At 70.1% G+C, this 23,692-nt stretch carries 23 protein-coding genes, 1 tRNA gene and 1 pseudogene; 10 read left to right on the top strand and 15 right to left on the bottom strand.

Annotated features, from left to right (window positions below; all coding sequences use genetic code 11):
• Positions 1-24: 24 nt before the first annotated feature.
• Positions 25-414, top strand: a complete 390-nt coding sequence (locus KSF81_RS12355; RefSeq protein WP_217379235.1) for a PRC-barrel domain-containing protein — start codon at positions 25-27, stop codon at positions 412-414.
• Between the two features lie 224 nt (positions 415-638).
• On the opposite strand, the gene KSF81_RS12350 is transcribed toward KSF81_RS12355, so the two are convergent.
• The 5 genes from KSF81_RS12350 to KSF81_RS12330 all read right to left on the bottom strand — a co-directional run bounded on the left by KSF81_RS12350 (position 639) and on the right by KSF81_RS12330 (position 5,163).
• Positions 639-1,355 (bottom strand): ABC transporter ATP-binding protein, encoded by a 717-nt coding sequence (locus KSF81_RS12350; RefSeq protein ID WP_217381671.1) that lies wholly within the window; start codon positions 1,353-1,355, stop codon positions 639-641.
• Positions 1,355-2,566, bottom strand: a complete 1,212-nt coding sequence (locus KSF81_RS12345) for an ABC transporter permease (RefSeq protein ID WP_217379234.1) — start codon at positions 2,564-2,566, stop codon at positions 1,355-1,357. Before KSF81_RS12345 ends, KSF81_RS12350 begins: the two co-directional genes overlap by 1 nt.
• The gene (locus KSF81_RS12340) at positions 2,563-3,705 is read right to left on the bottom strand and encodes an efflux RND transporter periplasmic adaptor subunit (RefSeq protein WP_217379233.1); all 1,143 of its coding nucleotides are present in this window, start codon (positions 3,703-3,705) and stop codon (positions 2,563-2,565) included. Before KSF81_RS12340 ends, KSF81_RS12345 begins: the two co-directional genes overlap by 4 nt.
• An 81-nt stretch (positions 3,706-3,786) precedes the next feature.
• Positions 3,787-4,152: an NfeD family protein gene (locus KSF81_RS12335; protein ID WP_254453487.1), complete on the bottom strand. Its 366-nt coding sequence runs from the start codon at positions 4,150-4,152 to the stop codon at positions 3,787-3,789.
• 45 nt (positions 4,153-4,197) lie between these two features.
• Positions 4,198-5,163: an SPFH domain-containing protein gene (locus tag KSF81_RS12330; RefSeq protein ID WP_217379231.1), complete on the bottom strand. Its 966-nt coding sequence runs from the start codon at positions 5,161-5,163 to the stop codon at positions 4,198-4,200.
• A gap of 121 nt (positions 5,164-5,284) precedes the next feature.
• Between KSF81_RS12330 and KSF81_RS29600 the strand changes: the two genes are divergently transcribed.
• The 3 genes from KSF81_RS29600 to KSF81_RS12320 are packed head-to-tail and all read left to right on the top strand — an operon-like array spanning position 5,285 to position 6,541.
• Positions 5,285-5,827, top strand: a complete 543-nt coding sequence (locus KSF81_RS29600; protein WP_254453486.1) for an SDR family NAD(P)-dependent oxidoreductase — start codon at positions 5,285-5,287, stop codon at positions 5,825-5,827.
• Positions 5,770-6,069 carry an SDR family oxidoreductase gene (locus KSF81_RS29595; protein WP_309139549.1) on the top strand — a complete coding sequence of 100 codons (300 nt, stop codon included), beginning with the start codon at positions 5,770-5,772 and terminating at the stop codon, positions 6,067-6,069. Before KSF81_RS29600 ends, KSF81_RS29595 begins: the two co-directional genes overlap by 58 nt.
• A gap of 25 nt (positions 6,070-6,094) precedes the next feature.
• The gene (locus tag KSF81_RS12320; RefSeq protein ID WP_217379230.1) at positions 6,095-6,541 is read left to right on the top strand and encodes a MaoC/PaaZ C-terminal domain-containing protein; all 447 of its coding nucleotides are present in this window, start codon (positions 6,095-6,097) and stop codon (positions 6,539-6,541) included.
• A gap of 82 nt (positions 6,542-6,623) precedes the next feature.
• On the opposite strand, the gene hldE is transcribed toward KSF81_RS12320, so the two are convergent.
• The 3 genes from hldE to wrbA form a co-directional block, all read right to left on the bottom strand.
• A complete protein-coding gene (gene hldE, locus KSF81_RS12315) occupies positions 6,624-8,084 on the bottom strand; it encodes a bifunctional D-glycero-beta-D-manno-heptose-7-phosphate kinase/D-glycero-beta-D-manno-heptose 1-phosphate adenylyltransferase HldE (RefSeq protein WP_217379229.1) in 1,461 nt (486 codons plus the stop codon).
• 90 nt (positions 8,085-8,174) lie between these two features.
• Complete coding sequence (fusA, locus tag KSF81_RS12310) at positions 8,175-10,259, bottom strand: elongation factor G (RefSeq protein WP_217379228.1); 2,085 nt, start codon at positions 10,257-10,259, stop codon at positions 8,175-8,177.
• A 206-nt stretch (positions 10,260-10,465) separates the two neighbouring features.
• Positions 10,466-11,065: an NAD(P)H:quinone oxidoreductase gene (wrbA, locus tag KSF81_RS12305; protein WP_217379227.1), complete on the bottom strand. Its 600-nt coding sequence runs from the start codon at positions 11,063-11,065 to the stop codon at positions 10,466-10,468.
• Positions 11,066-11,260: 195 nt separating this feature from the next.
• On the opposite strand from wrbA, the pseudogene KSF81_RS29590 reads away from it, so the two are divergent.
• Both KSF81_RS29590 and KSF81_RS29585 read left to right on the top strand, forming a co-directional pair.
• Positions 11,261-12,163: pseudogene (locus KSF81_RS29590) on the top strand (hydantoinase/carbamoylase family amidase); the annotation flags it as partial.
• Positions 12,075-12,530: a M20/M25/M40 family metallo-hydrolase gene (locus KSF81_RS29585; protein ID WP_254454017.1), complete on the top strand. Its 456-nt coding sequence runs from the start codon at positions 12,075-12,077 to the stop codon at positions 12,528-12,530. The pseudogene KSF81_RS29590 and the gene KSF81_RS29585, both read left to right, overlap by 89 nt.
• A 90-nt stretch (positions 12,531-12,620) precedes the next feature.
• On the opposite strand, the gene KSF81_RS12295 is transcribed toward KSF81_RS29585, so the two are convergent.
• The 7 genes from KSF81_RS12295 to KSF81_RS12270 form a co-directional block, all read right to left on the bottom strand.
• On the bottom strand, positions 12,621-13,355 hold the full coding sequence (locus KSF81_RS12295; protein WP_217379226.1) for a transporter substrate-binding domain-containing protein: 735 nt from the start codon (positions 13,353-13,355) through the stop codon (positions 12,621-12,623).
• A 317-nt stretch (positions 13,356-13,672) separates the two neighbouring features.
• Positions 13,673-14,413, bottom strand: coding sequence for a tripartite tricarboxylate transporter substrate binding protein (locus tag KSF81_RS12290; RefSeq protein WP_309139548.1), 741 nt, complete (start codon positions 14,411-14,413; stop codon positions 13,673-13,675).
• Between the two features lie 4 nt (positions 14,414-14,417).
• A complete protein-coding gene (locus KSF81_RS29580; RefSeq protein WP_254453483.1) occupies positions 14,418-14,654 on the bottom strand; it encodes a tripartite tricarboxylate transporter substrate-binding protein in 237 nt (78 codons plus the stop codon).
• 280 nt (positions 14,655-14,934) lie between these two features.
• Positions 14,935-15,025, bottom strand: a tRNA-Ser gene (locus KSF81_RS12285).
• Positions 15,026-15,340: 315 nt separating this feature from the next.
• On the bottom strand, positions 15,341-16,504 hold the full coding sequence (locus KSF81_RS12280) for an LLM class flavin-dependent oxidoreductase (protein ID WP_217379225.1): 1,164 nt from the start codon (positions 16,502-16,504) through the stop codon (positions 15,341-15,343).
• A 157-nt stretch (positions 16,505-16,661) separates the two neighbouring features.
• A complete protein-coding gene (locus KSF81_RS12275; protein ID WP_217379224.1) occupies positions 16,662-18,863 on the bottom strand; it encodes a xanthine dehydrogenase family protein molybdopterin-binding subunit in 2,202 nt (733 codons plus the stop codon).
• A 12-nt stretch (positions 18,864-18,875) separates the two neighbouring features.
• The gene (locus KSF81_RS12270) at positions 18,876-19,340 is read right to left on the bottom strand and encodes a (2Fe-2S)-binding protein (protein WP_217379223.1); all 465 of its coding nucleotides are present in this window, start codon (positions 19,338-19,340) and stop codon (positions 18,876-18,878) included.
• Positions 19,341-19,649: 309 nt separating this feature from the next.
• Between KSF81_RS12270 and KSF81_RS12265 the strand changes: the two genes are divergently transcribed.
• From KSF81_RS12265 to KSF81_RS12250, 4 genes are read left to right on the top strand one after another with little or no spacing between them, the layout of a single operon-like run.
• Positions 19,650-20,252 carry a hypothetical protein gene (locus KSF81_RS12265; protein ID WP_217379222.1) on the top strand — a complete coding sequence of 201 codons (603 nt, stop codon included), beginning with the start codon at positions 19,650-19,652 and terminating at the stop codon, positions 20,250-20,252.
• Positions 20,207-21,265, top strand: a complete 1,059-nt coding sequence (locus KSF81_RS12260; RefSeq protein ID WP_217379221.1) for an MBOAT family O-acyltransferase — start codon at positions 20,207-20,209, stop codon at positions 21,263-21,265. The genes KSF81_RS12265 and KSF81_RS12260 overlap by 46 nt, the downstream gene beginning before the upstream one ends.
• Before the next feature lie 9 nt (positions 21,266-21,274).
• Positions 21,275-23,200 carry an HAD-IIIC family phosphatase gene (locus tag KSF81_RS12255; RefSeq protein WP_217379220.1) on the top strand — a complete coding sequence of 642 codons (1,926 nt, stop codon included), beginning with the start codon at positions 21,275-21,277 and terminating at the stop codon, positions 23,198-23,200.
• Entirely contained in the window at positions 23,197-23,445 is a 249-nt protein-coding gene (locus tag KSF81_RS12250; RefSeq protein ID WP_217379219.1) for an acyl carrier protein, read from the top strand. The genes KSF81_RS12255 and KSF81_RS12250 overlap by 4 nt, the downstream gene beginning before the upstream one ends.
• Positions 23,446-23,692 lie beyond the last annotated feature (247 nt).

The raw sequence follows: 23,692 nt of genomic DNA, 5'->3' as shown, positions 1-23,692 counted from the left end.
CATGGGAAGAACGGAGAACGTCCCATGGAACGCCGCAGCCTTGCCGCCCTTCTGCTTGGCGCCACCGCCGCCTTCAGTCTGGGTGACGCCCGTGCCCAAGGGACGCCAGGCAGCCCGGCCGCCGGTTCCGCCACCGGCCTCGCCGCCGGACAGATCCGCGCCAAGGACCTGATCGATCGCGATCTCTACAGCAGTGACGGCACCGAGATCGGCGAGATCGAGGATCTGGTGATCGAGCCAGCGTCCGGCCGCGTCGTCTCGGTGGTGGTGGAAGTCGAGAGCCGGCTCGGCTTCACGGAGAAATACGTGACCGTGCCGCTGCAGCGGCTGCATCTCGGCGAGGGCCGCCGCGTCGCCGCCGACATGACGCGCGAGCAGTTCCGCACGGCGCCGGGCATCCGCTACCGCGACTGAGCGGCCCGGTCGGCCGGAGGCGAAGCCGGAGGGCGTGAACCGGCCCGCAGGATGCAAGCGGCTGGTGCGGCCAGAAGCCTGGCCGGCATGGAAGCTGCGGGTTTGCAGAGTGGCCGTGGCCGTCCCCGATCACGCCACTCTTCCCCGCTTGCCTGCTGCTCCCCGCCTGACACCGGGGGCCACGAGAATGACCGAGCCGGCCAGCCGTGGCGCCGCGGGCTGGATCACACTGCCGTCAGCGCCGCTGCGGGCAAGCCTGCCGCCTCGATCCGGCCGTCGCGCAGGCTCACCATGCGGTCGAAGCGGGCGAAGATCTTGTCGTCATGCGTCACCACCAGCACAGCGGCGGATTGCTCCCGGGCGACCTGGCGCAGCAGGTCCATCACTACCCCGGCGCGCTCGGAATCGAGCGCCGCGGTCGGTTCATCGGCCAGGATGATGCGCGGCTGGTTGGCCAGGGCGCGAGCGATCGCCACCCGCTGCGCCTCCCCGCCCGAGAGCTTGGCCGGCATGGCGGTGGCGCGCTTTCCTACCTGGAGGTGATCGAGCAGCGCCCGTGCCTGGCGCCGTGCCTCCGGCAGTTCGATGCCGGCCAGCGTCAGCGCCAGGGCGACATTGTCGGTGGCGTCCAGGAAGGGCAGCAGGTTGTGGAACTGGAAGATGAAGCCGATCTTCTCGCGCCGCAGCGCCCGCAGGTCGCGCCGCCGCCAGCCACCCTCCCACACCGTCTCCCCGGCCAGCCGCAGCACCCCCGCATCGGGCTCCAGGATGCAGGCGACCAGGTTCAGCAGGGTGGATTTGCCACTGCCGGAGGGGCCGCGCAGCCCCACCACCTCCCCCGGCGCGACGGAGAGGGTGATGCCCTCCAGCGCCTGCACCCGCGCCTCGCCCTGGCCGAAGCCCTTGGCGATGCCGATGAGTTCCACCAGCGGCGCCGGCATCATCCACCCAGTGCCTGCGCCGGCTCGATGCGCAGCGCGTAGCGCACGCCGAGCAGGCTGGCGGCGAGGCAGATCATCAGCACCAGCAGGCCGAAGCCCACCACCTCCTCCGGCCCCAGCAGCACGCGGCGGGGGAAGGCGTCCTTCACGGAGAGCAGCAGCGCCGTGCCGCCGGCGAAGGCGATGCCGCCCAGCATCAGCGCCTGCTGCATGATGAGCGCGACGATGCTGCGGTCCGGCGCGCCGATCAGCTTCAGCGTCGCGATCTCCCGCATCTTGTCCATGGTGAGGGTGTAGATGATCAGCGCCACGATCACCGCCGAGACCAGCAGCAGCACCGCGGTGAACAGGCCAATCTGCCGCCGGGCGCGCTCCACCACGCTGCGGGTGAGCACATTTTCCTGCTCCGCCGCGGTGAGGGCCGAGAAATGCTTCCAGCGGCGGATGACGGACGCCACCTCCTCCGCCCGCGCATTCGGGGAGAGCCGCGCGACCACGGCATTCACCGTATCCTGCGGCTGGCCGCCGCCACCGCCCGCCTGCGCCCGCCGCGCGGCCGGGGGCGACAGCCGGAACTGCAATTCCTGGGCATCGCGCAGCGTGATCCAGGCCAGAGGGTCGCCGCCGGTGGAGACGGTGCGTGCCGTCAGCCCCACCACCCGGAAGCGCGTGCCGGCCATCTCCACCATGGCGCCGAGCGGCAGGCCGCTGCTGCGGTCCGCCACCATCTCCAGCCGCCCGCGCCCGATGCCGCGCCCCGCCACCAGGCCGGGCGGGCCGCCGGGGCGGCCGGGCTCATGCCCCACCACCTGCAGCCGCAGCACGGCGCCGATGCGCGGCCGCCCCGCTTCGCCGCCGCGTTCTCGCACGACGTCCTCGGTGGGGGCGGCGTCGCTGCCGGGACCGCCGGCATGGCGGGCCTCCACCGTCTGGAAGGTCAGGCTGCCGGCAGCCACCACCCCGGACAGGCGCGCCACGGCCTCGCGCACATCGCCGGGGATGCGGCTGGCCTCGGCAAAGGGGCCGCGGCTGCCGGCCTCCACCACCCAGAGATCAGCCTGCAGCCCGCGGGCGAGCGACAGCGCCTCATCCACCAGGCCGCGGTAGATGCCGACCATGGCCAGCGCCACGCCGAGCAGCAGCCCAAGCCCGAGGCAGGTCAGCAGGAAGCGGCCGAGATTGTGCCGGATGTCGCGCAGCGCGAGATTCATGGGGCTGCCCTCGCCGTCCGGCCCTCGCGTGCCCCGGAGGGCACGCGGGTGACGACGGCCAGCCCTTCCGGCAGCGCCGGGTCCAGCGCCAGCCGCGCATCCAGGGTGCGTGCGATGAAGCGCACCTCCTGCTGCCGCAGCCGGCCATCCTCCACCAGCCAGACCCGGCCACTGGCGCCGTCGAAGCCCTCCACCGCGGCTTCCGGCACCAGGCGCCCGGCGGGCAGGCGGCCGGTCTCCACCTCCACCTGCACCTGCTCGCCGATGATGGGTTGGGCCGGGCAACGCTCGCAGCGGACATGGATGCGGCGTTCCTCCGTCACCCGGTCGCTCTCCAGCCCGATGCGCACGACGCGGGCGGCGAAGACCTCGCCGGGCAGGGAACGGAGCCGCACCTCGGCCGGCTGGCCCTCGCGGATGGCACCGGCGCGCCCCTCATCCACATAGGCCAGCGCCCATAGGCTGCCGGGCGCGACCAGGGTGAAGACCGCCTCCCCCGGCGCAAGCGCCGCCCCCGGCTCCCGGTGGCGGGCGATCACCAGAGCATCGAAGGGGGCGGTGAGGCTGTGCTTGGCGAGCGTGGTCTGCTCCGCCAGCAGGTTGGCGCGGGCATCGGCCAGGGCGGCGCGGGCGACCGCGAGATCGGCCCGGGCCACGCCGAGATCGGCCGCGGCGACAGCGGCCTCGGTTTCGGCCAGTTCCGCCTGTTCGACGGAGGTGGTGCCGCGCCCGGCCAATTCCCGCCGCCGCTGTGCCAGGGTGCGCTTCTGCTGAAGCTGCGCCGTCGCCCGTTCCAGCGCCGCGGCGACCCGGCCCTGCTGCGCCTCGGCGCTCTGCATGCCGGCCTCGGCCTTGGCAAGGCGGGCCTGCTGGAAGGCCGGGTTCAGCCGCGCCAGCGCCGTGCCGGCGGGCACCCGATCGCCATGGTCGGCCAGCACCTCCACCAGGGTGCCCGCCACCTCGAAGCCGATGCGGGAGCTGACCTGCGCCTCGATGGTGCCGAGGCCGAAGACGCGCACGGGGATGTCCTGCTCCTGCCGCGCCACCGGGACATCCAGCGGATGGTGGCGCAGCGCGAAAGCCGCCCCGGCCGCCCCGGCGGCGAAGCCCAGTCCCAGCACGATGGTCCTGATGCGCATCTGCGTTCCGGCTCCCGCTTCGGCGCAGGATCATGCAAACGGAGCCGGGGCGAAATGCGCCAGATCAATTTGGGCGCGGCGTCATTCCGGCCGCACCACCAGCGTGGTGCCGTCCACCGCCTCCACCCGCACCGCGATCGGGCCTTCCGGGACGCGGATGTCGCGCGGCAGCCGGGCCGGCCATTCGGAATCGCCGATCCGCACGCGGAGCCCCGGTCCTGGGGCTGGCAACAGCGTGCCACTGCGGCCGACCAGGCCGGATCTGGGGGTATTCACCCGTGGCGTCGGCCGGTGGCGGCCGCGCAGCCGCAGCGCGGTCCAGATGCCGGCGCCGAGCAGCAGCAGGAACACCACCACCACCACCGCGAAGCCAGGCGCGGCCAGCAGGATCGTCAGGCCGGTGCCGATCGCCGCCAGCCCCACCCAAAGCAGGAAGACCCCCGGCAACGCCAATTCCCGCCGCCAGCAGCACCATCCCGCCGAGAATCCAGATCAGCCCCGGCTCCATGGGCTCCCTCCCGCCAGGGGCGCCGCGCCGGGCGGTGGCGCACCCCGCCCCGCCTGGAGCAACTCCACCGCCTGGGTGATGCCTCCTGCCAGCGCCGAGGCCTCCATCGGCACCACCACCAGCTTGCTGGAGGGGTTGCCGGCCAGTGCCTCGAAGGCTTTCACGTATTTGTCGGCGATGAAGTAGCGGAGCGCCGCCTCACCGGCCCCGGCCGCGGCTTCCGCCACCATCTGCGTGGCCTTGGCCTCGGCCTCGGCCAGCCGCTCCCGCGCCTCGGCATCGCGCATGGCGGCCTGCTGGCGGCCCTCGGCGGCGAGCACCAGGGCCTGCTTCTCGCCCTCGGCGCGCTGGATGGCGGCGGCGCGGTCGCCCTCGGCCTTCATCACCGTGGCGCGACGCTCGCGCTCCGCGGTCATCTGCAGGTTCATGGCGCGCACCAGGTTCTCCGGCGGCTCCACCTTGCGGATCTCGACCCGGCTGACCTTGACGCCCCAGGGGTCGGTGGCGCCATCCAGCGTCTTGAGCAGGGTGACGTTGATGCGTTCCCGCCCGCTGAGCGTGGCATCCAGATCCATCTCGCCGATCACCGAGCGGATATTGGTCATGGCCAGCGCCTCCAGTGCGCCGGTCAGGTTCTGCACCTGGTAGGCCGCCTTGGCCGGGTCCATGACGCGGTAATAGACGATGCCGTCCACCGCCACCGTGGCATTGTCCCGGGTGATGACGGACTGTTCCGGGATATCCAGCACCACCTCCTGCACATTCATCCTGCGGCCGACATTGTCGATATAGGGGATGATGAGGTTGAGCCCCGGCTGCAGCAGGCGGGTGAAGGCGCCGAATCGCTCCACTGTCCAGACCTCGCCCTGGGGGATGGTCTTGATGCCCTTCCAGGCGGTGATGACCGCCAGCAGCAGCAGGACGACAAGGACGATCTCGGTGGCGGACATCAGGCGCTCCGTAACGGGTGCGGCACGATACTAACACGAGGCATGCGGCACGACACCGGTCGCCGGTTCCCGCCCGGCCCGGTCCCGCCTATCCTGCCGACAAGGCCATGGAGGATGCGGGATGCAGGGCAATATGGCGCCGCTGACGGTGCGGCTGGATGGGCTGCGGGTGGCGATCAGCGCCGGGGCGGGCGGCATCGGCCGCATCATGGCCGACAGCTTCGCCGGCTGCGGCGCCCGCGTCTTCCTCTGCGATGTGGACCGGGAGGCGCTGGCCGTCTGCCCGCACCCGCACATGGAAGCCGACATGGAAACCGCCGAGGGCTGCGACGCCTACATGGATGCGGCGCTGGGCCATCTCGGCGGCCTCGACGTGCTGGTGAACAATGCCGGCATCGCCGGGCCGACCGCGCGGGTGGAGGATGTGCCGCCCGACGCCCTCACCCGCACGCTGAAGATCGACCTCGAATCCATGTTCCACTGCGCCCGCCGCGCCGTGCCCGCGCTGCGGCAGGCCGGGGGCGGCTCCATCATCAACCTCTCCTCCGCGGCCGGCCGCTTCGGCTTCCCGCTCCGCAGCCCCTATTCCGCGGCGAAATGGGGGGGGTGGTGGGCTTCACCAAGTCGCTGGCGATCGAGTTGGGGCCGGAGCGCATCCGGGTGAACGCCATCCTGCCCGGCCTGGTCGCCGGCGACCGCATCCGCCGCGTCATCGAGGCCAAGGCGCAGGCGAAGGGCATCAGCTTCGCCGAGCAGGAGGCGGAGTTGCTGCGCGCCGTCTCGCTGCGCTGCTATGTGACGCCGCAGGACATCACCAACATGGCGCTCTATCTGTGCAGCCCCTTCGGCGCCGCCATCAGCGGCCAGGCCCTGGCGGTGGATGGCGACATGCAGTCGCTGATCTGACGCCCGCACCCATCGGAAAGGCACCATGATGCAGCCGCTCAACTCCTTCGACGAGTTGTCCCAGGGCCAGGAGCTGCAATTCGGCAGCTTCACCATGACGGAGCCCGAGATCCTGGATTTCGCCCGCCGCTTCGACCCGCAGCCCTTCCATGTCGATCCCGAGCGGGCCAAGGGCACCATCTTCGGCGGGCTGATCGCCAGCGGGCTGCATACCCAGGCCGCCGCCTTCGGCCATATCCTGCGGACCGGCCTGTTCGAGAAGGTTTCGCTCGGCGGCACCGAGCAGGTGGTGCGCTGGCCGGCGCCGGTGCGGCCGGGCGACGAGATCGCCGTCTCGGCCCGGGTGGAGGAGCTGATCCCGAGCCGCAGCAAGCCCGACCGCGGCGTGGCGAAGATCCGCTACTTCGGCACCCGCACCAGCGATGGCGTGGTGGTGCTGGACATCCTGGGAACGCATTTCCTCAAGCGGTAGACCGCGATCGCCCGAGGTGGAGACACCGAGGGCGTGAATCGCGGTCTCTGACAGGGCTGGATCTGCCTCGGGCTGGCGACTGTCAGCCCGAGGCGGGTCCAGCGGCACCGCCCTTCGCCCGTGCCACGATGCCCGTGGTGGAGCGGCCCGGCAGCAGGTCGATCAGCACCAGCTCGCCGCCGGCCGCCTGCACGAGGTCGGCGCCCACCACCCGGTCCGGCGTATAGTCGGCGCCCTTGATGAGCACATCCGGCAGCAGGTGCCGGATCAACTCCAGCGGCGTGTCCTCCGCGAAGCCCACCACCGCATCCACGGCGGCGAGCGCCGAGACCACCGCGGCACGGTCGGCCAGCGGGTTGATCGGCCGCGCCGGCCCCTTCAGCCGGGCCACGCTGGCATCGGTGTTGAGCGCCACGATCAGCCGGTCGCAACGCCGCCGCGCGGCGCGCAGCAGCGCGACATGGCCGGCATGGAGGATGTCGAAGCAGCCATTGGTCAGGCCGACGCGCAGCCCATGCGCGCGCCAATCCGCCACCAGCCGTGCCGCCGCCGCCCAGTCCAGCGCCAGGCCCTCATCCGGGGCGGAGCCGCCTTCGGCCCGCAGCGCATGCGCCAACTCATCGGCACCGACCGTCGCGGTGCCGAGCTTGCCGACCACGATGCCGGCCGCGGCATTGGCGATGCGCATCGCCGCCTCCAGGCTGCTGCCGGCGGCGTGCGCCAGAGCAAGGGTGGCGATGACGGTATCGCCGGCGCCGGAGACATCGAAGACCTCCCGCGCCTCGGCCGGCACGCTGGCATGGCCGCCCTCGGCGCGGACCAGGACCATGCCCTTCTCGGCGCGGGTGCAGAGCAGGGCGGGCAGCCCGGCCTCCTGCATCACGCGCCGCGCGGCCTCCACCACCTCGGCCTCGGTGCCGGCTGGCAGCCGGGCGGCGCGGGAGAGCTCGCGGGCATTGGGGGTGATGCAGTCGGCGCCGCGATAGAGGCCGAAATCGTCGCTTTTCGGATCGGCGAAAACCGGGATGCCGCGCGCCCGGGCGGCGCCGATGGCCCCTGCGATGACGGCCGGCGCCAGCACGCCCTTGGCATAGTCGGAGAGCACCAGCGCCTGGCAGCCGGGCAGCGCCGCCGCCACCGCGGCAGTGAGCGCCGCGGCCTCCGCGGCATCGGCCGGCTTCGGTTCCTCGTCATCGAGGCGGACCACCTGCTGCGTGCCGGCGATGACGCGCATCTTGCAGATGCTGGGGCGGCTGGCGCTATCCACCGTGGCATCGGCGATGCCGGGATCGGCGGCGAGCAGGGCACGGAACTCCGCCGCCGCCGCATCCCGGCCGAGCAGCCCGACCAGCACCGCCTGGCCGCCCAGCGCCGAGATGTTGCGCGCCACATTGCCGGCGCCGCCCGGCATGGCATGGGTCCGGCGCAGCCGCACCACCGGCACCGGCGCTTCCGGCGAGATCCGGTTCACCTCGCCATACAGGAAGCGGTCGAGCATCACATCGCCCAGGACGAGGATGCGGGTGCCGGCGAAATCGAGCATGGCCGCAGATAGACCTGCCTGGCCCTGGAACGCAAACGGCGCGGGGGAAGCCCCCGCGCCGCCGCATCCGGTTCCGGCCTGGAAGGGCGCTTACGCGCTCTTCGCCATGATCTCGTCCGCCACCTGGCGCGGCACGGGATCGTAATGGTGGAACTGCATGGAGAAGCTGGCGCGCCCCTTGGTCATGCCCCGCAGGTTGGAGATGTAGCCGAACATCTCCTTCAGCGGCACATGCGCCCGGACGATGACCGAGGTGCCGGCCATGTCCTGGTTCTGGATCACGCCGCGGCGCCGGTTCAGGTCGCCCACCACGTCGCCGACATGGTCCTGCGGGGTGGTCACCTCCACATCCATGATCGGCTCCAGGATCACCGGGCCGGCCTTCTTCATGCCCTCGCGGAAGCAGGCCTTGGCGGCGATCTCGAAGGCGAGCGCCGAGGAGTCCACGTCGTGATACTTGCCGTCCACCAGGCTGTACTTGAAGTCCACCGTCGGGAAGCCGGCCAGCACGCCGGTATCGGCCTGGACCTTGATGCCCTTCTCGACCGCCGGGATGTATTCCCGCGGCACCGAACCGCCGACCACGGCATTGGCGAATTCGATGCCGGTGTTCCGCTCCTTCGGCTCGAAGGTGATCTTCACCTCGGCATACTGGCCCGAACCGCCGGACTGCTTCTTGTGGGTGTAGATCTCGGTATGCGGCTTGGTGATGGTCTCGCGATAGGCCACCTGCGGCGCGCCGATATTGGCATCCACATTGTACTCGCGCCGCAGCCGGTCGATGATGATCTCGAGATGCAGCTCGCCCATGCCGGAGAGGATGGTCTGGCCGGTTTCCTGGTCCGTGCGCAGCCGCAGGCTCGGGTCCTCGCCCGCCAGCTTCTGCAGGCCGAGCGTCATCTTCTCGATGCCCTCCTTGGTCTTGGGCTCGACCGAGATGTCGATGACCGGCACCGGGAAGGCCATGCGCTCCAGCACCACCGGATCGGATGCATCGGCCAGCGTGTCGCCGGTGCCGGTGTCCTTCATGCCGACGAAGGCCACGATGTCGCCGGCATGGACCTCCTTCAGTTCCTCGCGCTTGTCGGCATGCATCTGGAACATCCGCCCGATGCGCTCGCGCTGGCCCTTGGTGGTGTTCATCACCATGTCGCCCGATTTCGCCACGCCGGCATAGACGCGCACGAAGGTCAGGTTGCCGTACTTGTCGTTGACGATCTTGAAGGCGAGGCCGGCGAAGGGCGCGTTCTCATCCGCCTTGATGATCCGGCGCGGTGCATCCTCATCGGCGCCCTCCTCGGCGGCGACCTTGATGCCGGGGATATCGACCGGGCTCGGCAGGTAGTCGAGCACGGCGTCGAGCAGGGGCTGCACGCCCTTGTTCTTGAAGGAGGTGCCGCAGAGCACGGGGCGGAAGGTGCCCTCGATGGTGCCCTTCTTCAGGCAGCGCTTCAGCGTCTCGACCGAGACATCGCCCTTGTCGAAATACTCTTCCATTGCCGTGTCGTCATCGACCAGCAGCGCGGTATCGACCAGCAGCTTGCGGTATTCGGCGGCCTTCTCGGCCAGGTCGTCCGGAATCGGGGCGTCGTGGAACTTGGCGCCGAGCTCGTCGCCTTCCCAGATCAGCGCCTTCATCTCGACCAGGTCCACCACACCCTTGAAGGTGTCCTCGGAGCCGATCGGCAGTTGCAGCGCCACCCAGGTGATGCCGAGCTTCTCGGTCAGCGTGGCGGCAGCGCGGTAGAAATCGGAGCCGGTCCGGTCCATCTTGTTGATGAAGATGATGCGCGGCACGTTGTAGCGGTCGGCCAGGCGCCAATTCGTCTCCGACTGCGGCTGCACGCCGGCCACGCCCTCAATGATGAAGATGGCGCCGTCGAGGACACGCAAGGACCGGTTGACCTCGATATTGAAGTCGATATGGCCGGGCGTATCGATGACGTTGATCCGGTGGTCCTTCCACATGGCGGTCACGGCCGCGGAGGTGATGGTGATCCCCCGCTCGCGCTCCTGGTCCATGTAGTCGGTCGTGGTATTGCCGTCATGCACCTCGCCGATCCGGTGCGACTTCCCGGTATAGTACAGGATCCGCTCGGTCGTGGTGGTCTTGCCGGCATCGATATGAGCGGTGATGCCGATGTTGCGGATCTTGTCGAGCGGGGTGCGCGCCACGATGGGCCTCCATACGCGAAAGCGGGCCTGACCCCGGGGTTCCTGCCCCGTGCCGCCCGCCCTTAAGGTTCCGAAGGGGTTGCCGTTGGTATCGGGCGGGACAGATGCGCAATCCGCGCCCGATTTGCAAGCGCTAAGGACGGGGGAGGCCTGTAAAGGAAGCAGGGCGACCTGGCACCGGCCGCAGACCGGCGGGTGCCCCCGTATCAACCGGCCAGCTTCGCCGTGATCCCCGCCACATGCCGGCCCTGGAAGCGGGCCAGCTCCAGTTCGTTCTCGGAAGGTGGCCGCTCGCCCTTGCCGCCGGCGATGGTGGTGACGCCATAAGGGCTGCCGCCGGTGATCTCGTCCAGCCGCATCTGGCCGGCGGCGCTATAGGGCAGGCCCATCAGCACCATGCCGTGGTGGAACATCATGGTGTGCATCGCAATCAGCGTGGTTTCCTGCCCGCCATGCTGGCTGGCGGTGGAGGTGAAGCCGCTGCCCACCTTGCCGATCAGCTTGCCCTGCGCCCAGAGCCCGCCGGTCTGGTCCCAGAAGTTGGCCATCTGCGCCGCCATCCGGCCATAGCGCGTCGGGCAGCCGATGATGATGGCGTCGTACTGGTCCAGCTCCTGCGGGCTGGCCAGCGGCGCCGGCTGGTCCAGCCTGGCGCCGGATTTCTCCAGCACCTCCCGCGGCACCAGCTCCGGCACCCGCTTCACCGCGACCTCGGCCCCGGTGCCGCGGGCACCCTCGGCAACGGCCCCCGCCATACGCTCGATATGGCCGTACATGGAATAATAGAGCACCAGGATCTTGGTCATCACAGCCCTCCATCCTCTGGGATCGGCCTTCTAGCGTGGCAGCGGCGCGGGCGTTGCAGGGCCGCTCCAGGAGGCCGGAACTTGGATGGGCGGCATCCGGGGGCCTACTCGTTGGTTTCCTGGTGCGATTGGCGTTGGCGTTGATTTCGGCCCGGCTTCCGCCGATTAAATCCCTCGGAAGCGGGGAGAGCCGGAATGAGCGGGACGGATGGGGCCAAGGCCGCCGCGGCGGTGGACGAGGCGCGGCAATGGGACCGGCTGATGGAGATGGCGAAGCTCGGCGCCATCCCCGGCGAGGGCGTGAACCGCGCCTGCCTGACGCCGCTGGACCGGGAAGCACGGCGGCTGCTGCTCTCCTGGGCCGGCCCGCTTGGCCTGGAACCCTCGGTGGATGCGCTCGGCAACCTCTTCCTGCGGCATCGGGGCAGCGACCCCGCCGCCGCGCCGGTGATCACCGGCAGCCATATGGACACCCAACCCAATGGCGGCCGCTTCGACGGCATCTATGGCGTCATCGCCGGGCTGGAGGCGGTGCAGGCGCTGCGCGAGGCCGGGATCGCCACCCGCCGCCCGATCGAGGTCGTGGCCTGGACCAATGAGGAGGGCGGCCGCTTCGCCCCGGGCTGCATGGGCAGCATGGCCTATGCCGGGTTCAGGCCGGCCGATGCCTGGGATGCGGTGGAGGACCCGGAGGGCACCACCTTTGCCGCCGCGCTGCGGGAACACCTGGCGGCCGAGGCCGACATCCCGCGCCGCGGGCTTGGCGTGGTCGATGGCCCGGCGCCCTTCGCATATCTGGAGGCGCATATCGAGCAGGGGCCGCGGCTGGAGGCCGAGGGGCTCGATATCGGCGTGGTCACCGGCATCCAGGGCAGCCGCTGGTTCCTGGTGGAGCTGAAAGGCGAGAGTGCGCATGCCGGCACGGCGCCGCTCTCGCTCCGCCGCGACGCGGTGCAGGACATGCTGCGCGCCATCGCCGCGCTGAACGGGCTGATGGAAGACCCTGCCGATGTGCTGCGCTTCACGGTCGGCCGCATCGAGGTTTCGCCCAATACCTCGAACAGCGTGGCCGAGCGGGTGCGTTTCACCATCGATTTCCGGCACCCCGACAAGGCGGTGCTGCTGGCCCGCGGCGACGCGATCGAGGCCACCATCCGGGGGGGCGATCCGCAATTGCGCGGCAAGGGTCACAGAGCGGTTCCACGCCCTGCCGGTGGAGTTCGACCCGCTGGTGAGCGGCGCGGTGGAGCGGGCCGCGGCGGCGCAGGGGCTCGGCGCGCTGCGGATGCCCTCCGGCGCCTTCCACGACGCGCAATTCATGGTGCCGGTCTGCCCGACCGGGATGCTCTTCGTGCCCTGCCGCAAGGGGATCAGCCACAATCCGGCGGAATATGCCGGCCCGGCGCAACTGGCGCGCGGCACCCGCGTGCTGGCGCAGGCGCTGGCGGAATTGGCCCTGGCCTGATTCCGGACCAGGCCAGCGGGCGTGCCGCCGCGCGGCCGGGGGAGTGAGGCTCGCCATGGGGTTCGCCCGGCCGCCTGCCCCCGGCAGGAACTACCCGCCCTGGGCTGCCGGCGCCACCGAAAGGCCATGCACCTTGTGCCGCTCGATGAGGCTGGCGACGAGGCCCGAGGCCTTCGCCTCCTCGACGAAGTCGCGCAGGAACGCCACGCCGGCCTCGTTGCCGCGCGCCGTGCCGATGGCCTGCTGCACGGCGGTGAAGCTGCCATCGAGGATGCGGGAGCCGGGAAGCGCCTCGGCATCGGTCAGCAGGCGGGGGCGGAGTCCGGCCAGAACCTCCAGCCCCTCCGCCACGAATTGCTCGAAGGCGCCATCGATGCTGTTCGACCGCACGAGGGTGGCGTTGCGGATGTTGCGCTCCAGCCAGAGGTCGTAGGCCGACCTGGCGGTGACCGCGATCCGCACCCCGGCGCGATCGACCTCGGCGAGCGTGGCAATGGCCGAGCCGGCGGGCACCAGGTAGGTTGCCTCAATCTCCGCATAGGCGGCGGTGAAGGCGATCTTCTCGGCGCGCTGCGGCTCCGCGCCGATCAGCCCGATGTCCCAGGCATTGCTGCCCACGGCATCCGCAAGCTCGCCGGGCTTCGGATAGGGCACGTAGCGAACCGGCACGCCGAGCCGGTCGGCGATCGCGCGCGCCATGCCGGGCGATACGCCCTCGGGATCGCCGGCGGCGCTGCGGCCGGTCACGAGCAGGAAGTTGCCCAGGTTGATGCCAGCGCGAAGAACCCCTGTCGGGGCCAGTTGGGAGAGAATTTCTGGGGACATTCGACGGTTCCGGTGCTTCCTGGAATGGTTGGTCAGCCGAGCGGCGTGCCTTGCGTCCTGCGCCTTCCCTGCTCGCTGATCCGAGCAGTGGACCCCGCCCGGCCTGGCCAGGCAACCTGCGCCTGGGCGACCGCATGATCGGCCAGGGCAGGCAGGGCAAGGACGCGGCATCCCATCAGGCGTTCTCCCGCAAGGCGTTCTTGTTGCGGGCACGCTATCGCATGCGTCGCGCCATGCCTACTCCGCGTCTGGCCATCGGCGTCCAGCAGGACCGGGCCGCGGATATCCATGGAGCGCCGAGGGGCCCTGCATCGCCCCTACTCCACCCTCGCGCCTGAGATCCGGACCGCCTCCTGCCACATCGGTCGCTCGCGCCGGGCGCGCTCGACCGCCTGCTCGGGTGAGGACCAGGCCATGCCGGCGCCGGTATCGAGGAAGCGGCGCCGGATCGTCTCGTCCTCGCTGATGCGCTTCAGCGTCGCGCTCAGCCGCTCGATCGCGGCGCGCGGCGTGCCGGCGGGAAAGACGAAGCTCTGCCAGGAGGTCACGACGAAGTCCGGCACCCCGGCCTCGGCCATGGTCGGCACCTCCGGCATGGTCGGGAAGCGCTCGGCCGAGGTGACGGCCAGCGGCCGCAGCTTCCCGTCCCGGATCACCGGCACATAGGAGGCCAGGTTGTCGAGGGCGAAGTCGAGCTGCCCCACGAGCATCACCGGAATGGCCTGTGCCGCGCCGCGGAAGGGCACATGCGTCGCCTCGAACCCCGACCGCGCCGCGAAGAGTGCGCCCGAGAGGTGCGGCGTGGTGCCCACCCCCGGCGAGCCATAGGTGATTCCGCCCGGCTTCGCCTTCGCCCAGGCCACGAATTCCTGCAGGCTGCGCGAGGGGTTGTGCTCCGCCGGCACCACGGCGACGTTCGGCAATTCCCATGCCACGCCGACCGGCATCAGGTCCTTGTCGGGGTCGTAGGGCAGGCGAGTGTAGAGGAAGGGGTTGATCGAGAAGTGCGAGACGGCCGCGATGCCCATGGTGTAGCCGTCGGGCGCCGCCTTCGCCACCGCGTCAACGCCGATATTGCCCCCCCGCGCCGGGGCGGTTCTCCACCACGAAGCTCTGGCCGAGCATGGCCTGCAACCGCTCGGCGTAGATCCGCACAAGCACATCGGTCGAGCCGCCAGGCGGCCAGGGCACGACAACACGGACCGGGCGGTCCGGCCAGTTCCCCTGGGCACGGAGGATGGCGGGCTTGGCGACAAGCGCGGCGATCCCTGCGCCGATCAGCAAACGGCGTTGCAGCATGCGGATGTTTCCTCCCCGTTGTCTCTGGAGCATGATGCGTTCACCTTCGTTCACGCATCATGCTCCAGGCCTTTGTTTGATCGCGTGATTCACGCTTTTCGGTGCGAGCACCTCAAGCGATCACGCTCTAGCCTGCGCCGCAGCCTGCCATGGGGTCGCGCACCGGAGAAGTCCTGCAGACCAGGGCTGCTGGCTGTCACCCCCCTGCATCCCGCCCGACCTGCGCCGCCAGAATGCGGATCGGCGTTGCAGCCATTGCCGAGGTGATGTCCTGGGTATCTGGCGGATGGGGTGGGATTCGAACCCACGATACGCTTTTGACGTATACGCACTTTCCAGGCGCGCGCCTTCGACCGCTCGGCCACCCATCCAAAGCCCAGGAGTCGCGCCCGGTGTGCCGGACTGCCGCCTCAAGGGCGGCGGACCATAGTCAACCACCCGGCGGGGGGGCAACCCACCTCGCCGGCCCAGCCCAGAAATCAGCGCGGATGCCGGCGCGGCGCGTCCATGGTGAGCGGCGCCTGGAAGGAGATCGGCGCCGGCGCCACCACAAGCCTACCCTGCCGTGCCCGCAGTACCGAGCGGGTGCCGGTGGCGGAGCCGAGGTCGGGTGAAGGCCTACCCCCCCGCACTGGACGCGCCGGCCCTACGCAAGGCGCCCCGCGAGCGTCCCCCTCCCGCCAGTTTCAGGCGAAACGCGGCATCACCTTGGTCCAGAACCGCTCGATCGAGCGCATCAGGATGTCATGCGGCACCAGGCCGTTATAGGTGTAGCAGAAGGTCCAATCCACGGGCTGCCGCCGCTCCGATGCCTCCATGGCGCGCAGCACGCTGTCCACCGTGCCGACATAGGCATAGCCGCTGGCGATGACCTCCTCGGGCGTGGGGAAGCGGCCGGTCGCGGGGTCCTGCAACCCCTTGCGGAAGCCGAAGGGCTCGAACCAGGCGCGGCCGGAGAACTGGCCGGAATCGCGCCAGAGCGCCATGGCCTCCTCCTCGGTATCGGCGATGATGACATCGCGCAGCACGCCCATGCCCACGCCCTGGGGCTTGCCGGCGACCTCGGCATAGACGCTGTAGAGCTTGTCCTCGTGCGAGGGGTGCATCGGCGGCAGGATCGGCGTGATGTTCTCCTTGGCGCAGAAGCGGATGGTGTTCTCGGAACTGGCGAAGGGCTGGAACAGTGGCGGATGCGGCTTCTGCAGCGGCTTCGGCACCACGCCGACCGAGGTCAGGATGCCGCCCTCGACCCCCTTCCCCCATTTCTCCGTGGTGTCGAGCGTCCAGGGTGTCGGGCCCGCCGGGATGCGCCAGAACTTCCCGTCATGGGTCAGCATCTCCTCGGTCCAGCATTTCTTGAGGATGCGGAAATTCTCCTCGAATGCCTCCCGATTGGCGGCGTCGATCTCGTCATGCTGGTTGGGCAGCGCGCCGTGGATGCCATGCGCCTGCTGGCCCATGACATCCACCCAGCGGCGCTGGTAGCCGCGGGCGAAGCCGGCGCAGGCGCGGCCGCCGGTCATGTGGTCGAGCATGGCGATGTCCTCGGCCACCCGGATCGGGTTGGCGGCCGGCAGCACGATGCCAAGCTGCCCCACCCGGATGCGCCTGGTCTGCATCGCGAAATAGAGGTCGAGCAGCACCGGGTTGTTCGATATCTCGAACCCCTCGATATGGAAGTGATGCTCGGTGAAGCTGACGGAATCATAGCCCAGATCATCCGCCAGGCGGATCTGCTCCGACAATTCCCGCAGCATGCGCTGATAGAGGTCGCCCCGCATCCCGGCCATGCCGGCCTCGATCTCGGCGCGGCTGCCGATGCTCGGCAGGTAGAACAGCGATGCCTTCACGGCGCTTCCCCATTTCCCTTGCTTGCGCCGAGTCTCCCAGCTTCGCCTGCATCCGGCAACCCGGGCGGCGCGCATCGCCGCCGCCCGGGGGACCTGGCCTGTCACGCGGGCCGATTCAGACCGCTGGGCCATTTGGCCCTGCGGCCATCGGACCGCGTCAAACCCCCTGCAGCGCCGCCCGCAGCTTGGCCGGGGTGAAGGGCACCGAGCGCAGCCGCACCCCCGTGGCGTCGAAGACCGCATTCGACACCGCGGAGGGCACGATCGCTGCCGCCGGCTCGCCGGCGCCCCAGGGGCGCTCGGTGGGGCGGTCGATCAGTTCGATCGCAATCTCCGGCACTTCCGGGAAGGTGATGACCTGGTAGCTGCCCCAGTCGAGGCTGGTCACCGCGCCCCGGTCGAAGGTGAGCTCCTCCTTCAGCGTACGCGACAGGGTGTGGATGATGTTGCCCTCGATCTGCGAGCGTACGCCGCCCGGGTTGATGATCTGGCCGCAATCATGCGTGCAGAAGAAGCGGGTCACCCGTATCGCACCCGTGCGGCGGTTCACCTCCACTTCCGCCACCCCGGCCAGATAGGTCCGCACCAGCTCATACTTCACGAAGGTCACGCCGCGGCCGCGCAGGATCTCCCCCTCGCGCACCCGTTGCGGCGAGGGGCGGGTCTGCCACTTCGCCAGCCGCGCCACCCGTTCCAGCACCTCCCTGCCGCGCGGATCGTCCCGTGGCAGCGTGCGGAGACGGAACTCCAACGGGTCGGCGCCGGCCTCGGCCGCCAACTCGTCGAGGAAGGCTTCATTGGCGAAGCTGTTCTGCATCCGCCCGGGCGTGCGGATCCAGGAGGGGCGGAAGGGCGTGGTCTCCAGCCGGTGGCAGACCGTCTTCACTGCCGGGAAGGCATAGGGCACCGCCAGGTTGTGGATGATGTTGCCGGGGTTGAGCTGATTCTCCCGCGGCAGCCCGCCGAGTTCCGCCGCGGTGAGGTCCACATTGCCGCCGGCGCCCTTCGGGATGAAGGCCTCGCTTTCCCAGCCGACCACATTCCCCTCTGCATCCAGCCCGGCGCGGAGGTCCACCAGATGCGGCGGGCCCTTCGGGTCCCAGCCATGCTCATCGGCACGCATCCATTGCACGCGCACCGGGCGGCCCACCGCGCGGGCCAGCAGCGCCGCATCCGCCGCCGCATCCTCATGCCCGTTGCGGCCGTAGCAGCCCGCGCCCTCCATGTAGATGCAGCGCACCTGCTCCACCGGCAGGCCGAGCATCATCGCAAGCTGCTTCCGCAGGTTGTGCGTCGCTTGGCTGGCGCTCCAGCTGGTGAGCCTGCCGTCCTTGAATTCCGCCACGGCGCAGGAGGGGCCCATGGAGCCATGGGTATGAATCGCGAAATCATAGCTGGCGGAGAGGCGCTTTGCGGCGCCCTGGATGGCCTGCGCCGCATTGCCGCGATCCGAGGTCACCTGCACCTGCGCCACCGGGGTCGCCCGCACATGTTCCCAGAGCTTCGCCTGCTCCGGCAGCCCGGCCCAGTTCGACCAGCGCACCTTCAGCTCCCGCGCGGCGCGGATGGCGGCCCATTCGGTTTCCGCCACCACGCCGAGGAAGGCCCCCTGATGCACCACCCGCACCACGCCCGGGATGCCGCGGATGCTGGCCTCGTCCACCGCCTCCACGGTCGCGCCCAGAGTGGGTGGCCGCACCGGGCGGCCATGCAGCATGCCCAGCAGGCGAAAGTCGTGTACGTAGTGGAACCGGCCGAAGACCTTGTCCGGGATGTCCACGCGCGGCACGGCCTGGCCGACGATGCGCCGTGCCTCGGGCGGCTTGATCGGCGCATTGGCGTCCACCTTCAGCGTGAAGGCGCGGCCGCCCACCAGCTCGGCGAAAGTGGCGCGGCGCCCATCCGGGGCGATCACCACGCCCTCCTCGATGCGGAGCCGCGCGGCATCGGCCCCGAGCCGCTCCGCCGCCTGGCGCAGCAGCTCGCGCCGCGCGGTCGCCGCCGCGGCGCGCAACTGCACGCCGCCATTCTGGATGGAGAGCGAGCCATAGGTAGCGCCCTGGTCCGGCGTCAGCGCCGTGTCGCCCTCGACCACGCGGATGCGGCCGAGCGGCAGGTCCAGCTCCTCCGCCGCGATCTGCATGAAGCCGGTACGGACCCCGGTGCCGAGATCGACCTTGCCAACGAAGACCGTGGCGCCCCCTTCGGCATCGATGGAGAGGAAGGCGCCCACCTCATCCGTCGCGACGGGCTTCTCCGCCCAGGCGGCGGCATCCCGCGGCCGCAGGCCGAGGTTGAAGGCCACCAGCATGGCGCCGCCGGCGCGCAGCAGGGAGCGGCGGTCGATGATCGCGTTCATGGCCCCCTCCCCTCAGCCCCGCGCCGCGCGCAGCACGGCAGCGACGACGCGCGGATGCGTGCCGCAGCGGCAGATGTTGTTGGCGAGTTCCTCCCTCACCTGGACCTCGGTCGGGCGTGGTGTCTTTGTCAGGAAAGCGGCGGACTGCATGATCATGCCATTGGTGCAGTAACCGCATTGCACCGCCTGTTCGGCGATGAAGGCGGCCTGCACCGGGTGCGGGTGCTCCGGCGTGCCGAGCCCTTCGAGCGTGGTGATGCGCTTGCCCGCCGCCTCACCCACCGGCATCTGGCAGGAACGCACGGCCTCGCCCTCGACATGCACGGTGCAGGCGCCGCATTGGCCGAGGCCGCAGCCGAAATGCGGCCCGGTGACGCCGATATCGTTCCGCAACGCATAGAGCAGCGGCATCTGGGGCTGGTCGACGGTCACGCTCACGGCGCGGCCGTTGACCGTCATGCTTACGGTCTGGCTCATGGATTCCCTCCCGGCCGGGCGCCTCTGGCCCGTCTCTGGCCCAGTAGGGACGGAAGGAGCCACGAATGCAACGGTCGCCTCGGCCCTGTCCCCGGCATTCCGGCAGCCGGGATGACATCGCGGTGGTGGTCGCGAATTGGCATTCGATTTGCGGTTTCATTAAATTCTGGCAAGGCCCATTGCCCTACAGGACTGTTACTTTCGCGGAGGGCTCATGCCCCCCCGATACTCCGCCGGGAAGGTCCCTGTCCAAGAAGTCCGCAGCCTATCCGCCCCGGCGGGTGCCCCTTCGCATCGGGAAAACCAAAGTTGCTGTTCAACTCCGGCGTCTTTCTGCTGGCCTTCCTGCCAGCCTGCCTGCTTGGTTTCTTCGCATTCGGCATGCGGGGCCATCAGCGTGCCGCCCTGGCTTGGCTGACCTTCATGTCGGTGCTGTTCTATGGCTGGTGGAACCCGGTCCATGTGCCGCTGCTGCTGGCCAGCATGGGGGCCAACTACCTGATCGGCCGGCGGCTCGGCAGGCATCCCTCGAAGGCGCTGCTGCTGGCCGGGATCGGCGCCAATGTCCTGCTGCTCGGCTACTTCAAATATACCGGCTTCGCTGCGGAGACGGTAGATGGGCTGTTCGGGCTGGGCTGGGCGGTGCCGCATATCGTGCTGCCGCTGGCCATCTCCTTCTTCACTTTCCAGCAGATCGCCTATCTCAGCGATGCCCATGACGGCGTGGCGGTGGAACACGATTTCCTGAACTACTGCCTCTTCGTCACCTTCTTCCCGCACCTGATCGCCGGCCCGATCACCCATCACCGGGAGATGCTGCCGCAATCGCGGACCGCGCGATCCTGCGGCCGCATCTCGATGGCTTCGTGGTCGGCGGCACGCTGTTCCTGCTCGGCCTGTTCAAGAAGGTGATGATCGCCGACCAGATCTCCGCCTATGTCGCGCCGGTCTTCGCCGCAGGGCAGGAGGCGCCGCTGACCCTGCTGCCCGCCTGGGGCGGCGCGGTGGCCTATGCGCTGCAGATCTATTTCGACTTCTCCGGCTATACCGACATGGCCATCGGCCTCGGCTTGTTGTTCGGTATCAGCCTGCCGCCGAATTTCGACAGCCCCTACAAGGCGCGCAACATCATCGAATTCTGGTCGCGCTGGCACATGACGCTGACGCGCTTCCTGACCGCCTATATCTACAATCCCCTCGTGCTGCGCCTGACCCGGACGCGGATGCGCGCCGGCAAGCCGCTGCCGCGGCGGGGCAGGATGACGGCCGGGGCCTTCGCCAGCATGGTCGCCTTCCCGACCATCCTGACCATGTTCGTCTCCGGCTTCTGGCATGGCGCCGGCTGGCAGTTCATCGTCTTCGGCCTGCTGCACGGCGCCTTCATCACGGTCGCCCATGCCTGGCATGCGCTGAAGGCGCGCTGGGGCTGGCCGGCCGAGGGCGGCGGCTGGCTGGGCCATGCGGCCGCGGTGCTGCTCACCTTCGTCTGCGTGATCGTCGGCCTGGTCTTCTTCCGCGCCCCCGATATCCCGACGGCGCTGCGCATCCTGGAAGGGATGGCGGGGCTGGGCGGCGTGGTGGTCGACTACAGCTTCTACGAGACGCGGGGCCTGCACGGGGTGATCGCGCTCCTTGGCCTGCCGCTCACGGTCGACCCGCTGTTCCGGCTGCCGCAAGCTCTGGTCCTCGCGCTGCTGCTGCTGGTGGTCTGGGCGCTGCCGAATACCCAGCAATGGATGCGCCACTACCGCACCGCGCTGGAAGCCAGGCCGGGCGCCAGTTGGCTCGAACGGTTTCCCGCCCTGCCGCTGGTGGTCTGGCGGCCCAGCCTGGCCTGCGGTGCCCTGGTGGGCGTGATCGCCTTCTTCGCCCTGGCACGGGCGCTCTCCGTCGCGCCAAGCGAATTCCTCTACTTCCAGTTCTGAGGCGTCTGCATGGAACTCCTCCCCTGGCTGCCGGCGCATCCTGACCTGCGCGCCGCCTTCGCCGCCGCCCGCGCCTTGCCGGAGCCGGCGGCGCGGCTCGCGGCACTGGCCAAGCTCGCCGGCTTCCGCCGCGATTTCCTCGCCACCGACCGGATGGACCGGATCATCGCGGCCTGCCTGGCGGCGCCGGAAGTCCGCGGGCGGCTGCCCCAACTCGGCCTCACGCCGCTGCGCGTCGCCCTGCTGGCCTCGCATAGCGTGGAGCATCTGGTAGGCGGCATCCGGGTCGCCGCGCTGGACCGCCGGCTCGCGCTCGATATCGAGGTGGCGCCCTATGGGCTCTACCGGCAGGTGCTGCTGGAGGAGCGCTCGCCGCTCGATGCCTTCCGGCCGCAGGTCGTGGTGCTGGCGCTCGATGCCTGGGACGCGCCGCTGGATGTCGGGCTGGAGGCCTCGCCCGACGAGGTGGAGGCGGCCGTTGCCGGCCGGCTGGCGGAGCTACGCCAGCTCTGGCGCCGGGCGCGCGAACGCTTCGGCGCGCGGATCGTGCAGCAGACGCTGATCGGCGGCGACCCACCCGTCTTCGGCGGGTTCGAAGGGCTCATCCCCGGCTCGCCCGGCGCGCTGGTCGACCGGCTGAACCGCGGCATCCGCGAGGCGGCGCGGGAGGATGGCGTGCTGCTGCTCGACCTGGCCTGGCAGGTGAACCAGCACCGCTTGGAAGGCTGGGCGGACCCGGTGCGCTGGCACCAGGCGAAGCAATTGGTCAGCCCCATGCTGGCGCCGCTCTATGGCGACCTGCTGGCCCGCGTCCTCGCCGCTGCCACCGGCCTCTCCCGCAAATGCCTGGTGCTCGACCTCGACAATACGCTTTGGGGCGGTGTCGTCGGCGATGACGGGGTGGAGGGCATCCTGCTCGGCCAGGGCAGCGCCACCGGCGAGGCCTTCCTCGCCTTCCAGCGCCATGCGGCGCTGCTGGCGCGGCGCGGCGTGATCCTCGCCATCTGCTCGAAGAACGACCCCGCGATCGCCGAGGCGGCCTTCACCAGCCATGCCGAGATGGCGCTGCGGCGGAGCGACATCGCCGCCTTCGTGGCGAATTGGAACGACAAGGCCAGCAACCTCCGCGACATCGCGCGGACCCTGGATATCGGCCTCGACAGCCTGGTCTTCGTCGATGACAACCCGGCGGAGCGGGAGATCATCCGCCGCGAGCTGCCCGAGGTGGCGGTGCCGGAACTGCCGGAGGATGTCGCGGGCTATCCCGCCTGCCTGGCCAATGCCGGGTATTTCGAGGCGGCGAGCTTCACCCCGGACGATGCCACCCGCGCCCGCAGCTATGCCGCGAATGCCGAACGCCGTGCGGCGCTGGACCAGGCGACCGACATGGCCGGCTACCTGGCCGGCCTGGAGATGACCTTGGTCGCCGGGCCGGTCGGCGCCGCCGAACTGCCGCGGGTGACGCAGCTCATCAACAAGACCAACCAGTTCAACCTGACGACGCGCCGCTATACCGAGGCCGAGGTGGAGCGTCTGGCCGCGGACCCGGCCAGCCTGGCGCTGCGCTTCCGGCTGCTGGACCGCTTCGGCGACAATGGCCTGATCGGCGTGATCCTGGCACGGCCCGACCCCGCCTGGCCGGCGGACGCGCTGCTGATCGACACCTGGCTGATGAGTTGCCGCGTGCTCGGCCGGGGCGTGGAGGCGGCCTCGCTCGGCGTGCTTGCCGCCGCCGCGGCGCGGCGCGGCGCCACCGCGCTGATCGGCGAGTATCGCCCGACCCCGCGCAATGCCCTGGTGCGCGCGCATTACGCGGATCTCGGCTTCACGCCGCTACCTGCCCCCGCCGGAGCCGGGACCGAGGCGAGCTTCTGGCATTATGACATCGCCATCGCCCAGCCCCCCCGGCACTTCATGAAGGTTTCCGCCGAATGACCACCGAACCCGAGATCTATGCCCGGCTGAACGAGGTGTTCCGGGAGGTCTTCGACGATCCCGCGCTGGAGGTGGGGCCCGGCACGACCGCCGCCGATATCCCGGATTGGGACAGCCAGAGCCACATCGCCCTGATCGTCGCGACCGAGATGCGCTTCGGCATCCGGTTCCGCACCGCAGAGCTGGAGAGCCTGAAGAATGTCAGCGACTTCGTCGCGCTGATCCAGGCAAAGGCGGCGGGCTGACGCGGATGCCGGCCAAGCGGTACTCCTACCCCATCGCCGTCCTGCTCGGCGCGGTCTGCAGCCTGCTGCTGTTCCTCGGCACGCTCCAGGCGCTGGAGCGCACCGGCAACCTGCCGCCGCCGGCCCTGACGAACAGCCTTTGCGCGGATGAGAAGCTGGCCTTCCTCCGGGACCATCCCACGGCGGCGCCCAGCATCCTGGTGGTCGGCTCCTCGGTGGCCTGGCGGCATTTCGACGGCGAGGCGGT

It is taken from the genome of Siccirubricoccus sp. G192, from assembly GCF_019084075.1.
Classification (GTDB): domain Bacteria; phylum Pseudomonadota; class Alphaproteobacteria; order Acetobacterales; family Acetobacteraceae; genus G192.
Note: the sequence above shows the minus strand (reverse complement) of the source record. Positions and strands in the feature narration are given on the sequence as shown.

Coding starts and splice junctions, on each gene's coding strand:
- KSF81_RS12355 (WP_217379235.1), top strand. CDS start 25: ATGGAACGCCGCAGCCTTGCCGCCCTTCTGCTTGGCGCCACCGCCGCC.
- KSF81_RS12350 (WP_217381671.1), bottom strand. CDS start 1,355: ATGCCGGCGCCGCTGGTGGAACTCATCGGCATCGCCAAGGGCTTCGGC.
- KSF81_RS12345 (WP_217379234.1), bottom strand. CDS start 2,566: ATGAATCTCGCGCTGCGCGACATCCGGCACAATCTCGGCCGCTTCCTG.
- KSF81_RS12340 (WP_217379233.1), bottom strand. CDS start 3,705: ATGCGCATCAGGACCATCGTGCTGGGACTGGGCTTCGCCGCCGGGGCG.
- KSF81_RS12330 (WP_217379231.1), bottom strand. CDS start 5,163: ATGTCCGCCACCGAGATCGTCCTTGTCGTCCTGCTGCTGCTGGCGGTC.
- KSF81_RS29600 (WP_254453486.1), top strand. CDS start 5,285: ATGCAGGGCAATATGGCGCCGCTGACGGTGCGGCTGGATGGGCTGCGG.
- KSF81_RS12320 (WP_217379230.1), top strand. CDS start 6,095: ATGATGCAGCCGCTCAACTCCTTCGACGAGTTGTCCCAGGGCCAGGAG.
- hldE (WP_217379229.1), bottom strand. CDS start 8,084: ATGCTCGATTTCGCCGGCACCCGCATCCTCGTCCTGGGCGATGTGATG.
- wrbA (WP_217379227.1), bottom strand. CDS start 11,065: ATGACCAAGATCCTGGTGCTCTATTATTCCATGTACGGCCATATCGAG.
- KSF81_RS29585 (WP_254454017.1), top strand. CDS start 12,075: ATGTGCTGCGCTTCACGGTCGGCCGCATCGAGGTTTCGCCCAATACCT.
- KSF81_RS12295 (WP_217379226.1), bottom strand. CDS start 13,355: ATGTCCCCAGAAATTCTCTCCCAACTGGCCCCGACAGGGGTTCTTCGC.
- KSF81_RS29580 (WP_254453483.1), bottom strand. CDS start 14,654: ATGCTGCAACGCCGTTTGCTGATCGGCGCAGGGATCGCCGCGCTTGTC.
- KSF81_RS12275 (WP_217379224.1), bottom strand. CDS start 18,863: ATGAACGCGATCATCGACCGCCGCTCCCTGCTGCGCGCCGGCGGCGCC.
- KSF81_RS12270 (WP_217379223.1), bottom strand. CDS start 19,340: ATGAGCCAGACCGTAAGCATGACGGTCAACGGCCGCGCCGTGAGCGTG.
- KSF81_RS12255 (WP_217379220.1), top strand. CDS start 21,275: ATGGAACTCCTCCCCTGGCTGCCGGCGCATCCTGACCTGCGCGCCGCC.
- KSF81_RS12250 (WP_217379219.1), top strand. CDS start 23,197: ATGACCACCGAACCCGAGATCTATGCCCGGCTGAACGAGGTGTTCCGG.